General features: G+C 51.4%; 10 protein-coding genes. 7 read left to right on the top strand and 3 right to left on the bottom strand.

All coding sequences use genetic code 11. From position 1 onward, the window contains the following. Positions 1–25 precede the first annotated feature (25 nt). Entirely contained in the window at positions 26–1,384 is a 1,359-nt protein-coding gene (locus ACEN2G_RS09285) for a GntP family permease (RefSeq protein ID WP_442021209.1), read from the top strand. A 216-nt stretch (positions 1,385–1,600) separates the two neighbouring features. Here the strand turns inward: ACEN2G_RS09285 and ACEN2G_RS09280 are convergent, their stop codons facing one another. Beyond that, positions 1,601–2,038, bottom strand: coding sequence for a c-type cytochrome (locus tag ACEN2G_RS09280; RefSeq protein WP_442021208.1), 438 nt, complete (start codon positions 2,036–2,038; stop codon positions 1,601–1,603). A 263-nt stretch (positions 2,039–2,301) separates the two neighbouring features. On the opposite strand from ACEN2G_RS09280, the gene ACEN2G_RS09275 reads away from it, so the two are divergent. Further along, positions 2,302–2,838 carry a MarR family winged helix-turn-helix transcriptional regulator gene (locus ACEN2G_RS09275; protein ID WP_442021207.1) on the top strand — a complete coding sequence of 179 codons (537 nt, stop codon included), beginning with the start codon at positions 2,302–2,304 and terminating at the stop codon, positions 2,836–2,838. 202 nt (positions 2,839–3,040) lie between these two features. Beyond that, on the top strand, positions 3,041–3,661 hold the full coding sequence (locus ACEN2G_RS09270) for a glutathione S-transferase family protein (protein ID WP_442021206.1): 621 nt from the start codon (positions 3,041–3,043) through the stop codon (positions 3,659–3,661). A 146-nt stretch (positions 3,662–3,807) separates the two neighbouring features. Here ACEN2G_RS09270 and ACEN2G_RS09265 read toward each other — a convergent pair whose 3' ends face one another. Continuing rightward, entirely contained in the window at positions 3,808–4,719 is a 912-nt protein-coding gene (locus tag ACEN2G_RS09265) for a DMT family transporter (protein ID WP_442021205.1), read from the bottom strand. A gap of 324 nt (positions 4,720–5,043) precedes the next feature. Between ACEN2G_RS09265 and sbcD the strand changes: the two genes are divergently transcribed. Beyond that, entirely contained in the window at positions 5,044–6,282 is a 1,239-nt protein-coding gene (sbcD, locus tag ACEN2G_RS09260; RefSeq protein WP_442021204.1) for an exonuclease subunit SbcD, read from the top strand. After that, the gene (locus tag ACEN2G_RS09255) at positions 6,279–9,710 is read left to right on the top strand and encodes an SbcC/MukB-like Walker B domain-containing protein (RefSeq protein ID WP_442021203.1); all 3,432 of its coding nucleotides are present in this window, start codon (positions 6,279–6,281) and stop codon (positions 9,708–9,710) included. Before sbcD ends, ACEN2G_RS09255 begins: the two co-directional genes overlap by 4 nt. A 452-nt stretch (positions 9,711–10,162) precedes the next feature. On the opposite strand, the gene ACEN2G_RS09250 is transcribed toward ACEN2G_RS09255, so the two are convergent. Then, positions 10,163–11,623, bottom strand: a complete 1,461-nt coding sequence (locus tag ACEN2G_RS09250) for a DUF3360 family protein (RefSeq protein ID WP_442021202.1) — start codon at positions 11,621–11,623, stop codon at positions 10,163–10,165. Positions 11,624–11,919: 296 nt separating this feature from the next. Between ACEN2G_RS09250 and ACEN2G_RS09245 the strand changes: the two genes are divergently transcribed. Further along, on the top strand, positions 11,920–12,594 hold the full coding sequence (locus ACEN2G_RS09245; protein WP_442021201.1) for a glutathione S-transferase: 675 nt from the start codon (positions 11,920–11,922) through the stop codon (positions 12,592–12,594). 83 nt (positions 12,595–12,677) lie between these two features. Further along, positions 12,678–13,955, top strand: coding sequence for a mechanosensitive ion channel family protein (locus tag ACEN2G_RS09240; RefSeq protein WP_442021200.1), 1,278 nt, complete (start codon positions 12,678–12,680; stop codon positions 13,953–13,955). The last annotated feature ends 71 nt before the right edge of the window (positions 13,956–14,026 follow it).

Raw genomic sequence — 14,026 nt, 5'->3', positions numbered from 1 at the left:
GCTTTTGTTATCAGGAGCTTATGTTATGAGTACAGTGTTTATCTTAATTGCCATTATCGCTTTTATTGTTCTAGCGACGGCTAAACTCAAATTACACCCTTTTCTTACGCTGCTGTTAGCCGCCTTTTTACTGTCATTGCTTAGTGGCTTACCCATCGCCGATACGGCCAAAACCATCAGTGATGGTTTTGGTGGCATATTAGGCTACATAGGCTTGGTCATAGTACTGGGCACTATTATTGGTGTGATCTTAGAGAAAAGTGGCGCGGCCATCACCATGGCCGAGGCGGTGATCCGAGTACTGGGCCCGAGATTTCCGACCTTAACGGTGTCGATCATCGGCTATTTAGTCTCGATCCCGGTATTTTGTGACTCGGGTTACGTTATCTTAAACTCACTGAAGCAGTCGTTGGCGAATCGGATGCGCGTATCTAGTGTGGCAATGAGCGTCGCGCTCGCCACCGGCTTGTATGCGACGCACACCTTTGTGCCACCTACTCCAGGCCCAATAGCGGCGGCGGGTAACTTAGGGTTGGAGTCCAGCTTAGGGCTAGTGATTGGTGTGGGCTTGTTGGTGTCGGCGTTTGCCGCGTTAGCGGGTTTGCTGTGGGCCAATCGTTTCAAGCATGAACAGCCCGATGGTGAGGGTGCCGAAGAATTAGTGGAAAAAGCCGAAGAATTTGAGCAGATGAAAGCGCGTTATGGTGCTTTGCCTAATAGCTTTAATGCCTTTGCGCCTATTTTTGTGCCTATTCTGCTGATTTGTTTAGGCTCAGTGGCGAACTTTCCTTCCGCTCCCTTGGGGAAAGAGAGCGTTTATCAGCTGCTAAACTTTCTAGGCCAACCGCTGAACGCCTTGCTCATTGGTTTGTTCTTGTCGTGTGGCCTGCTTAAAGGCCAGAAAAAGATCGAACAATTCAGCGAGCACATTGCCAGCGGCTTAGTGTCTGCCGCGCCCATTCTCTTAATTACCGGTGCCGGTGGTGCATTTGGTGCCGTGATTAAAGCGACTGAAGTCGGCAGTTATCTTGGTATGGCCTTGTCTGGCTTAGGTATTGGAATTTTCATGCCGTTTATTGTGTCGGCGGCGCTTAAGACGGCACAAGGCTCTTCTACAGTCGCACTGGTTACCACCTCCGCATTGGTGGCGCCTATGTTGGGTGACATTGGTTTGGGCAGTGAAATGGGCCGCGTGCTGACGGTAATGGCCATAGGGGCGGGCGCCATGACGGTGTCTCATGCCAACGATAGCTTCTTTTGGGTGGTGACTCAGTTTAGTAAAATGAGTGTGCCACAGGCTTATCGTGCACAAACCATGGCGACCTTAGTGCAAGGGGGCACGGGCATGGCAGTGGTGTATGTGTTAACACTGATCTTGCTGTAATGAAATTTGCGCTATGTGAGCCAAGCGCGGTTATTTATAGTCAGCGCTGTGGGAGTAAGTGAAACCGTCTGGCTCTGTCGTTCAGTTATTGAGTCCCGCTGTCTATGTTATGTTTAGCCGAAACATGTCGAATTTTGTCGTTGTTAGCCACATGTTTAAATAAAAAAAGCCGCATTAAGCGGCTTTTTTATTCGTTTTCAACGCACAGCTTAATGCTTAAATAGCGTCCAGCATGTAATCAACGGCGTTGATAATTTCTTCATCAGAGCAGTTACCACAGGCGCCACGAGCCGGCATGGCGTTAAAGCCTTCCAGTGCGTGCTTAATCAGAGTATCGCGGCCTTTGGCTACGTGTGATGCCCACTGTTCGGCATTGCCTTTAATAGGAGCACCAGCGGCACCCGTACCGTGGCATGCGGAGCAATTAGAGGTGTAAACGGCTTCACCGGTGCGTGGGGCTGCGGGTTCACCGCTGTCGGCACCTGCAGGAGCTGCGGCAACAATACCTTCCAGATCGGCTGCCGTATACACGCTGCCTACCGGCTTGGTGCGCTCAGCTACGGCTTCAGATGACATATCATTGGCGGCGTAAGCCATACCACTTAAAGCAGCAGCGGCAACGCCGACTAGCATGAGTTTTTTTAACAGGCTCACCTTTTATTCTCCCAGTTGGCTTATCTATTGTTATTAAACATTTGTTATTGAGTCTCACAAAACTTGGCGAGTATACCGCAAGTATGGCGGTCATTAAACGATCATGGCGTCGGTTTACTTGCTTAAATAGGGGACTTTCTTCTATATAAAGGAGGCAGATCAAGAGGGTGGGAACAGAATTCTTTATGCTACTATCGGGCTTTGTTGGCTCAATCATGCCTGCCAATATCGGGAGAGCGTCTCATAAAATGGATGGTACAGACATGCAGAATATTTCTCTTGGTCAAGACTCGGAGCATGGTCCCAACGAAGTGCTGGATCAAATAGACCGCATAGTCGGCTTATGGCAGCAGGTGCGATCTGACCTTGAATTTGGTAGTACAGAAGTGATTGGCCGTATCGTGCGTTTAGAATATTTTATTACCCGCCGCGTGCTCCAAGACTTGGCTGATTATGAGTTAAACGTCGGCGAGTTTGATGTATTGGCCGCCCTACGCCGACACCCGCCTACCTTTCAGCTTTCGCCTCATCAGCTACAAAGCATGGTGCTTATCTCCTCTGGTGCGTTAACCAATCGCATTAATCGGCTTGAAAGTCGTGGGCTGGTTAGTCGCGCGCAAGCTGAGCACGATAAGCGTGGCGTGATAGTCACGCTTACCGAGCAGGGTTTTAAGGTAGTTGAAGAAGCGGTAGCACATCATCTAGCGGCTGAAGCCGAGCTTGCCAACACGCTCAGCGATGCAGAGCAGCTACAGTTGAGTGCCTTGTTAAAGAAAATGCTAGTGGCGATAGAAAACTGAGATTAAGCTGCATTTTAGATACCTCATCTAAAAAGTCTGTGGCACAGATCAGAATAAGCTACGGGCTAAGCTGTTATATTGTTACACTCAGTTAGATACTCATATGAGTTTAACTGAAGAACGGTATCCATATGTAAACGGTATGGGTGTGATATAAGATAATTTGGCTGAGGGGCTGAAGGACTGTCTAGGAGAGTATTAAATGAAGTTATATTACAGACCTGGTGCTTGCTCATTGGCAGCTCATATCGTCTTGGCTTGGGTAGGGTTACCTTACGAATTAGAAGAGGCGAATACTCGGGATCCTGAGTTTGCTAAGGTAAACTATTTAGGCACAGTTCCTGTGTTGTTCACCCCCGAAATGGGGGCGCTTTATCAAAATAGTGCCATCTTGCGCTATTTATCCCGTTTGCCTGAAGGCTTGCACTTAGGGCCGGGCAAGGATCCCGTGTTTAAAGCCCAGTGCGATTATTGGCTGAGCTTCTTTAATGCGGATGTGTATCGGGCGTTTGCGCCTTTCTTTAATCCAGAGAAGTACACCACAGATACCAGCCCCGAGGCTAAAAAAGCCATTAAAGACGCTGTGCCTGCACAAGTTGCGCCTTTGTTTGAGCGCATGGACATCCATTTAGCGAGCCGCGATTACTTCTTAGAAGATGAAATGGGTATCGTTGATGCTTGTGCATTCGTGTACTGCTATTGGGCCACCAAAGTACTGGCCAATGGCCTGGCTGACTATCCGAACGTGGCACGCCACTTTGCGGCTATGCAGCAAGACCCACACGTTAAAGCCGTGATGGCTGTGGAAGGCTTAAAGCTATAGATGAGGAGTCAATGGTGAGGCGTGAGGAGTAAAAAATTTAGCGCAGCAGTAGCGCAGATAATTTAATCTCACACCTCACACCTCACACCTCACACCTCACACCTCACACCTCACACCTCACACCTCACACCTCACACCTCACACGACTAATGTCGCGCCACGATTACAACGGTACCCAGCACGGTAATTGCCGCCCCCAGCCAAGCACCAAAGGCGGGGCTACGTTTGGTTAATAACCACAATAACGGCAATACCAGCACTGGGCTAACCGAGCTGAGCATAGCCACCATACCTACCTCGCCATGGCGTAAAGCCAACAAAATTAGGGTCATGCCAATGCCCATAGAGAGCAAGGCATTTAAGGCCACCATACCAAAAATTGGCCAGTTAATACGTTGCAACGGTTTAGCCACTTTCCAACCGCACCACAGTAACAATAGGTGGGCGAAAAAGGCGGTGCTCATGCGTACCGCCGAAGCCGATATGGGGTCTACCGGCGCCTGCATATCCATCATTATTGGCTTTACCATCAAGGTGGCAATTGACTGACAAAGCGCCGCTAATAGGCCTAAGGCGATACCCGGCCAAGGGCTGCCGTTATCTTGCTCCCACGCGTGGGTGTCGTTGGCGCGCTTGCCCATGAAAATGGCCAGCATAACGCCGCTGATTAGCAGTAAGCAGCCGACTAAGGTCCAGCCTTGGATCACTTCGCCAAAAATTAAATACGCCAAGACTGCCGAAAATAAGGCGTGGGTGGCGAATAATACGCTGGCGCGCCTCGGCCCTAAGCGGTTCATGGCGGCAAACAGGGCGGTGTCGCCGATAAAAATTCCGATCAAGCCTGACATGGCCATAATACCGACGCTGGTGCTACTTAGGCTGCTCCAACCACCGGTCAATAAGGTGGCGGCCCACAGCATAAGGCTGACGCAAAACATCCGCCAACGCGAAAAAGCAAAGGCGCCCAAATGGCGTGCCGCATGGGCCGAAAACAAGCTGGCCACCGCCCAGCAAGCGGCGGCGGCCAGCGCTAAATAATCGTAAGAAAAAGAAATCATAAAAAACCAGTCTTAGGAAACAATAAGCTTAATAAGTCTGCCGTTATATAAAGGGCGTATGGGAATAAAGTACAGCGCCGAGCGCCCGGCGCCAAGCGTAATAAAGGAGCCTTGTATGCCAAAAGCGGTAAGTTTAAAAAGCGGGCGTATTGTTAGCTATGGCCTTCGACATTTCATTCTAAAAATTCGCAGCGCTCGGTTCTACGGACTGCAACCGATGCAAGATGATTAGCTGGGTGCTTGGCGCTCTGTTTTAAAAGCTGATTTGCCAGCTCCCCCCTGAGAAGGTCTAATAGTGCCTCACCTCTTAGCAGCCGAGTCTTTATGCGTATCTTGCACACCTCCGATTGGCATTTAGGCCAGCATTTTATGGGTAAAACCCGCCTCGAAGAGCATAAGGCTTTTTTGCATTGGCTGGTGGAGCAGGTACGAGTGCAATCGGTAGATGCGGTGCTAGTCGCCGGTGATGTGTTTGATACCGGCACGCCGCCCAGCTACGCCCGCGAGCTGTATAACGACTTTATCGTGGAACTGCAGCGAACCGGCGCTCAGTTGATAATTTTGGGCGGCAATCACGACTCAGTAGCCATGCTCAATGAGTCACGCAGCTTACTCGGTTGTTTAAACGTGCAGGTGATCCCAGGGGTGTTGGCGGACATAGAGCATCAGGTGTTAATCCTTAATAACAGCGTCGGCGAACCTGGGGCCGTGTTGTGTGCCGTGCCTTTTATTCGCGCCCGAGAAGTGCTGAGCAGTGAATCTGGCCAAAGTGCGAGCGATAAGCAGCAGAGCTTACAGCAGGCCATAGCCGATCATTATCAGCAACTATTTGAGCAGGCAGAGCGGCTTAGTGAAGACCATCATCACACTCATGGCCGCCGCTTGCCCATTATTGGCACTGGGCATTTAACGACGGTCGGTGCGAGCAGCAGCGATTCGGTGCGGGAAATTTATATCGGCACTCTGGATGCCTTTCCGGCCAATGCCTTTCCGCCGTTGGATTATTTGGCGCTGGGGCATATTCACCGCCCGCAAAAAGTGGGCGGCCATGAGCATATGCGCTACTGCGGCTCGCCCATTGCGCTGAGCTTCGACGAGGTAGGCCAGCAAAAAGAAGTGTTATTGGTTGATGTGGACGAAAGCGGTTTGAGGGCGATCACATCATTAGCGGTGCCCATCTTTCAGTCGTTAGCGCGAGTGAAAGGCAACTTGGCGGAGCTGGCAATCGCCATGAAAGCCGTGGCAGCTGAGCAAATTTCATTAGGCCAAACAAAAAACGTCTGGCTAGAAGTGACGGTGGCCGAAGATGATTACCTCAGCGACTTACAACCCAGAGTCGAACACTTAGCCGACGGCTTAGCGCTGGAAATTTTACTGGTGCGCCGCCAGCGATCGACCCAGCAAGCAAGCTTAACCAGTGACGCACGCATCACGCTCAGCGAGCTCTCGCCTTTGCAGGTTTTTGCACGGCGCTTAGCGGGCGAGGAGCTAGCGCCAGAACGCGAGCAGGCATTGCAGTCTTTATATCAAGCGCTATTGAGTGAGCGGGAGCAAGAAGCATGAAGATCCTCAGCCTGCGGCTAAAAAACCTTAACTCCTTAAAAGGCGAGTGGAAAATTGATTTTAGAGAGCCGCCGTTTCGCGACAGCGGCTTGTTCGCCATTATCGGCCCCACGGGTGCGGGTAAAACCACGCTGCTCGATGCCATTTGCTTGGCGCTCTATCATGAAACGCCGCGCATGAAGTCGGTGTCTGCCAGTAGCAATCAGCTAATGACGCGTCACACCGCAGATTGTTTAGCGGAAGTGGAGTTTGAAATTAAAGGCCAAGGCTATCGCGCCTTTTGGAGCCAGCGCCGCTCTCGCGACCAACTTGATGGCAAGCTGCAAGCACCTAAAGTCGAGCTGGCCGAGTTAGATGGCACCATTCTCACCACTAAAATTCAGGACAAGCTGCGCCTCACCGAAACCTTAAGCGGCTTGGATTTTGGCCGTTTTACTAAGTCGATGTTGTTGGCCCAAGGAGGCTTTGCCGCCTTCTTGCATGCTAATGCCAACGAGCGCGCCGAATTACTGGAAGAGCTAACCGGCACCGATATTTACGCCCAACTCTCGCGGCAAGTCTTTGAGCAAACCCGTGCCCAACAAGGCAGCTTAAATGAACTTAAGGCCCGAGCCCAAGGCATGGAGTTGCTCGATGATGCTGAGCGCCAGCAAGTGCAAACAGACATGGCTGGCGCCGAGCTGGAGTTAGCGCAGCAATATCAAGCCTTAGAGCAAACTCAAACTAGCCTGCAGCGTATTGGCGCCTATCAAACGGCACAGCAAAGCCAAGCGCAAACCAAGCAGGCGCTGCAGGCGGCAACGCTGGCTTGGCAAGCCCAAGACTCTGAGCGCCAGCAATTAGCGCTCGCGGTGCCGGCCAATCGGTTACTGCCTTATTGGCAGCAGTGGCAAGATGCCCGTACTCGGGTGCAGAGCTTTGCCCGTCAATTAAGCCAAGAACAGGTGGAGTTAGGGCTGCTTAATGAGCAGAGCCAGCAGCTATGCTGGCAGGAACGGCAAGTGAGCGGCCAACTGACCCAACAGCTGACGCTTGCCGAGCAACGCCTGAGTGAAGAACAGGCTCAGTTAAGCCAACAGATGGCCGCTAATCCCGTCGCTGAACGGCTGGGGGAGTATTTAGCAGGCTGGCGCGAACAAATTCAGAATAACGCCAACGAGCAGGCCAGTTTAGCCCGCGGGCAAGCGGCCCAAGCTAAGTTGCAAACCAAGCGCGATACGCTGGAACAATTGCGTCAGCAAGCTCAGTTGCAAGTGACGGATGTGGAGCAACAAGTCGCACAAGCTAAGCTGGCCATGGATGCACAACAGCAGCAATTGGCGCAATTATTAGCCGGACAATCCTTGCCTGAGCTTCGGCAAAAACTACACACCCTTAGCCAGCAGCAAGGGCAGTGGAGCCAAGTACGCCAGCTTTGGATACAGCAGGCGAAACAGCTGCAGGCTCATGCTGATCTTCAGAACACGCTGGCCCTCCAAGAGCCAGAATTGACGAAACTGGAGCTGCAATTAACCCAATCGCGCGCAGAATATAAACGTCTGCAAGAGCAGATCCGCGATAAAGAAAAGTTACTGGAGCAAGAACAACGTATTCGGGCACTGGAAGCACACAGAGCCAGACTGCAACCCGATGAAGCCTGCCCTTTATGTGGCAGTGAAAGCCATCCGGCCATTGCGGCGTATCAGGCACTCGATGATGCCACCGCGCTTAGCCTGGCCGAAAAGCAGCAAGAGCGTGCCGAGCGCGAGCAACAAGGCCAGCAATTAAGCCAAGCCTTTGCTAAGCGCCAAGCCGAAGTGGAACAAAATCAGCGCCAAGTACAGATCTTGGCCGCTGAGCTTAGCGAATTGCAGCTCCAGCTAAGCACCTTGTTAACCGCATTACAGATGACGGCCCTCGAGCCCGCATCCCAGCTAGTTGAGCTGGAACAACGCCAGCTGCAACTGCAAGCGCTTACGATGCAATGTAATCAGTTGGAGCAACAACAAGCGGCGGTGTACCGCTATCAAGAGCAAGCACAGCAAGCCGAACAGGCGCTCGCGCGGCTACAAGCCCAGCAGAGTTTGCAGAGCCAAGAGCTACACGCTTTAAGTGAGCAAATAGTCCAGCAGCAACAAGTATTAACTGAGCAACAAGCGTTAGTCGCTCAACAAGAAGCGGCACTTGCAGCTTCACTGGCTGAGCTTAACTGGACAGTGCCCAGTGATTGGACCGCTTGGTTGGCGGATTGTGAGCAGCAATGGCAAGCCTGGAAAAACCAGCAAGTGCGCGGCCAGCAGCTTATTGCTGAGCGTCAACAGTTGGTGGGGCAATTACAGCAAGCGCACACCGAGCAAGCACAGTGGCAACAACGCTGGTCGCTACTTGCTCTCCCTGACTTAGCTGACATGAGGGATGCCAGTGCCGAGCTGGGCTTATTAACTGAGCTGACAGATTTGACTGAGCAGTGGCAAGCTAGCCAACAGCAACTACAGCAAAAAACGGCACGCCTTGACACCTTGCATCAGCAAGCGGTTGAGCTTGAGGCTGAGTTGCAAAGCCGCTTGGAGGCTTGGCAGCAGCAGTTGGCAGAAAGCCCTTTTAGCGACGAAGCCGCCTTGCTGGCAGCATGCTTGAGTGAATCAGAGCTCGAGCGTTTAACTCAGATACAGCGCCAGCTTGAGCAAGCCTTGCACCGCGCGCAAACGCTGTGTGAGCAGGCCACGCAAGCGGCAGATGCAGCCAAGCTGGCATTGGGTGAGCTGGATCCCGCAGCGCAAGCGGCCTTACAAGACCAGCTGCAACAAAGCCAAGCCGAGTTTAATGCCAAGCAACAGCAAATTGGTGGCTGGCGCACGCGGCTCGACACAGATGCTGAGCGAAGAGCGCGCCAACAGGCGGTGTTTGATGATATAGCGGTTCAGCAGCAGAATCTGCAGTTATGGGAGCAGCTGAATCATTTAATTGGCTCTGCCGATGGCGCCAAGTATCGCCGTTTTGCCCAAGGCCTGACGCTGGAGCACTTAGTGCATTTGGCTAATCAGCGCCTAGTGCGTTTGCATGGTCGTTATCAATTGGCGCGCACCGCCGGCGGCGAGCTGGAGTTATCGGTAATCGATACCTGGCAGGCCGACGTGGCCCGGGATACCCAAACCCTATCTGGCGGCGAAAGTTTCTTGGTCAGTTTGGCCTTGGCGCTGGCGCTGTCGGACTTGGTGAGCAGCAAGACTCGTATTGACTCTTTGTTCTTGGATGAAGGCTTTGGCACGCTAGACTCAGAAACCTTAGAAGTGGCGCTGGATGCGCTCGATGCCTTAAATGCCAGCGGCAAAATGATAGGCGTGATCAGCCACATAGAAGCGCTTAAGGAGCGAGTGCCGGTGCAGATTAAGCTCACTAAGAGCCAAGGCTTAGGCCTAAGCCGATTAGCGCCTGAGTTTGCGGTTTAACTGCTGTGAGGCGAGAGGTGTAAACCGTGAGGCGAAAAACATAGCGCCCGCGCTAGGCGCCCAGCTAAATAAAGAGCTTAAAGATTCTTTCTGCAACGGCTCTTTGTAGCGAGAAGCACGGAATGAGAGGAGATAAATAGAGATTAAATCTGAAAGGGATTTTTATAGGTAAGACCAAACCATCCTGCTGCGCAGGACTGTCGAATAAATTGGCGGCTACAAAAACAAGATGCCGCACTTTGTCTAGCTGGGTAGCGGACGATATGTTCCGCTCTTACCAAGAAAGCCGAAAGTATCTGTGTACTTTTTCGATTTTATCTCAGCTTAATTTTTCCGTGTTCTTCCGTGGATTTCGTTGCAAAAATAGCTTTATGTTCGTTGTGTTTGTATACAAAAATACCGAACTTGCGGGGGCAGATTCGGTATTTTTTAGCTTAAATTAGCCCGCTTATTTAGTGGGTGATAAGACCGGGTATGCCCGGCAGCATACCAACGGCGGCCATGATGCTAAGCAGAATAATAAAAGTAATACCCGGTATTACCCAGCGGTCGGTGCGGCGCAGGGTTCTACCTCGCTCTTTATCACCGATTAAGCCTAAGTTATCGAGCAGCATAGTCAGTGACCAGCCAAACACCGGATTTACGAAGGCGGAAGCAAATACCACTATGCCAGCCGACTGACTGCTGCTGGTACTACGGGTCATTTGCATGCCGGCTTCTAATAAGGGCATAAATACGCCCACGATTAAGGCTACGCGCAATACTGGAGCCCATACCGCTAAGTCCATGGGGTACCCCCAAATGGCTGCCACTATACACATAACGCCGGTTAATACGGCACCGGCCGGAATAGGGCGCTTGGCGATGGCCGCCGGTATCATGTAAGTCCCCCAAGATGAGGTGAGGTTACCACCGCCCAATACGCTACCTACCGCTTGGCGCACCGCCGCTATGCCCATGGTGTCATCCACGTTCATCAGTACCTTAGTGGCTTTTTTCGGATAGTTCAGCTCTTGGAATACGCGATGCCCCATAAAGTCCGGCGACCACATGGCGACGGCTAATACGGCAAAGGGGGCCGAGCTAACAAAGTGATGGAGTTGTGGCCAACCTAGCTGCCAGCCTGTCGTTTCACCCCACCAGTAAGAGGGGCTTAAGTGCGGCATGCCCGGCTCGGTTACAAACTCAAAGGGTGCGCCTAAGGCGAGTGCTATCACAAAGGCGATGCCGGAGCCCAGAGGAATCGACAACCAGCGCATCTCTAAGCGGGCGAGTAATGCATACATAATAATGGTGCTTAAAATGACAGCGAAGGCGATATAGGCCATATCAAAGCCCTTTGCCCAAGCATTAAGTGCCGAGATCTGACTGATTAAGCCGATGGCACCTAAATAAATCAGCAAGCCGCCGCGCACCCCCTCACTGGTGAGCGCCATTAGTTTACTGCCGCCTTTACTGATACTGAGCAATAAACCAAAGAAACCAACTAAGAGCCCGAGCGCCAGCGGATGGCCGCCGGATGCCACTATTAAGGGGATCAGCGGTATCATGGGGCCATGCGTGCCTGCCAAGTTAGCTCTGGGGTTAAGTAAGCCAGAAAATAAGATAACGAATAAAACGGCGGCAATCAGCATCTCAAAGCGGACGTTCTCCACCACAAACTCGTCTGATAAGCCCAGTGGGCCGGCAAAGGCGGCTGCTACTGCGGCCACCATCACTATCTTGCCAATGGTGGCCGCCAAGGCGGGCACCAAGTCTTCAAACTCGAAACGATAGTCTCTAAGGGGCAGGTTGATGCGCCAGCGTTTGGGCTTCATGATCAAGAGTTCGTTTTCCAGATAGGCGGCGCGCGTATCAAAGTCACGGCTGGGCTTATGCTGGGCGCTATAGCTTGAGGGGTCTTGGTTTGACACAGGCTTCTCCTTGATAATGACCATCTGTATGGCGTCCTTTACTCGATGGATACTAGAAGCTGTTATCAAATTGTTCTATTGGACATAAGTCGTAACCTTTTTGAAACATTTTATTAAGCCGTCAGCAATCAGCTATGGGTTCTGCGCAGCAGAATGGTTTGGTCTTGGTTTCCCGCTTTACATCTCACTCCTCACTTTCACTGTCAGAGTAAAGCGTACCGCCGTGTGCACGCTATTTATGATATGGTTTTGCCAGCGTTAAGCGTTTACCTGCCGTACACTCGGGAGTTCAATCCATGATAAAGCTGCATCATCTCAATCATTCACGCTCTCAGCGCATCATCTGGCTGCTCGAAGAGCTGGAATTAAACTACGAACTTGTTAAGCATCAAAGAGATATAGACACAGATCTGGCACCAGCCAGCCTAAAAAAGGTGCATCCATTGGGGAAGGCGCCTGTGCTCGTCGACCAAGAGCTAAAACTCGCCGAATCTGGCGCCATTATTGATTATCTGGCTCAGCGCTACGGGGCTCAGTTATTGCCGGAGAAAGACAGCGCGGCTTGGTGGGATTATGTGTATTGGCTGCATTATGCCGAAGGCTCCTTAATGCCACCGCTGGTAATGCGCTTGATATTCGACAAGGTACAAGCCGCGCCTGTGCCGTTTTTTGTACGGCCTATCATTAGCAAAATAGTAGCGGGTGTTGATAAGGCGTTTTTGCATCAGCAAATTCACTCCCAACTTAACTTTGTGGCGGATCACTTATCGTGCCATGACTGGATGTTGGGTGAGCATTTTAGCGCCGCAGATATTCAAATGAGCTTTCCACTAGAAGCGGCCATGTATAACCCTAAGTGGGCGGCGGCTTACCCTCGTTTAAAAGCCTATGTGGATCAGTTGCAAGCTAGGCCTGCCTACTTGCGCGCCTTAGCCAAAGGCGGAGATTATCGTTATGGGCCTAAGACATAGCGGTCAGTCGTAAGCTAGAAGCCAGAAGTTAAACATCAAGATTAAATCAGAGCTAAACACCATCCACCATAACCGGAGTGATAATGGACGAAGTGAGCGATCTAGAAGAGCTGGTGATGCCAGTGCTAGATAAATATATTCCCCAGTATTCAGACGTGTTCTATACGGGCACCGTCTTGCTTTTAATTGTGTTGATCTCAGGGCTTATCCACTTTGTGTTACACCGCGTGGTGATCACTTGGGTGGGCGGACGCGCCAAAGGCGATCGGCGTATTTGGCGCAAAGCCTTCTTTGAGCGTAAGTTGTTCAGTCGCGTCGCCTTAATGTTGCAAGGCATTATTATTTATATCCAAGCGGGGATCTGGCTGGAAGCCGATGGCAACTTGTTGCCCATTATTCAGACGGTCGCGCACATCTGGATCTTGCTGTACGGCATGTTATCGCTGTTTTCTTTACTCGATGCCTTGCTGGATATTTTTCAGCACCAGCCCAGCATGCGTAACTTTCCGCTGCGCGGCATTTTTCAAGGTTTGAAACTGGTGGCCAGTATTTTTATCGGCTTACTGGTGATCTCGACCTTGATTGGCAAATCGCCGCTGATCTTACTCAGTGGCCTAGGTGCCATGACGGCGATACTGATGTTGGTGTTTAAAGATCCCATTTTGGGGTTGGTGGCAGGCATTCAATTGTCCGCCAACAATATGTTAACGGTGGACGACTGGTTAGAGATGCCCAAGTACGGCGCCGATGGTGCGGTAATAGATATAGGTCTTACCACCGTTAAGGTGCGAAACTGGGATAACACTATTACTACTATTCCCACCTATGCGCTGATCTCAGATTCTTTTAAGAACTGGCGTGGCATGAGTGAGTCCGGTGGACGGCGCCTGAAGCGCAGCTTACTGATTGACAGCAGCAGTGTGCATTTTTTGCAGGAGAGCGATCTAGAACGCTTACGCCGTGGTCGGTTATTAGCGCCGTATTTAGATGAAAAAGTAAAAGAAGTGACTGAGCATAACCAAACGCAGCAGCTCGACTTGTCATCCTTAGTGAACGGCCGTCGACTCACCAATATTGGCACCTTTCGCGTCTATTTAACCACGCTGCTCAAGCAGCACCCCTTTATTCATCAGAACATGATTATTATGGTGCGCCAACTTGAGCAAACGCCTAATGGTATTCCGATGGAAATTTACGCCTTTACCAATACCACTAAGTGGTTAGATTATGAGGCCATTCAAGGGGACATTTTCGACCATATCTTTGCCGTGCTGCCAGAATTTGGCTTGCGCGCCCATCAGGCGCCCACCGGCTACGACCTGCGATCATTGGCTAGGGAGCCGCTACAGCGCCAAGCGTGATGATACTGGGCTTAATGACACTGAGTCATAAATAATAAAAAAGGGCCTATCGGCCCTTTTTTATATGGAGG

The organism is Oceanisphaera sp. W20_SRM_FM3 (assembly GCF_052119705.1).
In the GTDB taxonomy this organism is placed as follows: domain Bacteria; phylum Pseudomonadota; class Gammaproteobacteria; order Enterobacterales; family Aeromonadaceae; genus Oceanimonas.
Note: the sequence above shows the minus strand (reverse complement) of the source record. Positions and strands in the feature narration are given on the sequence as shown.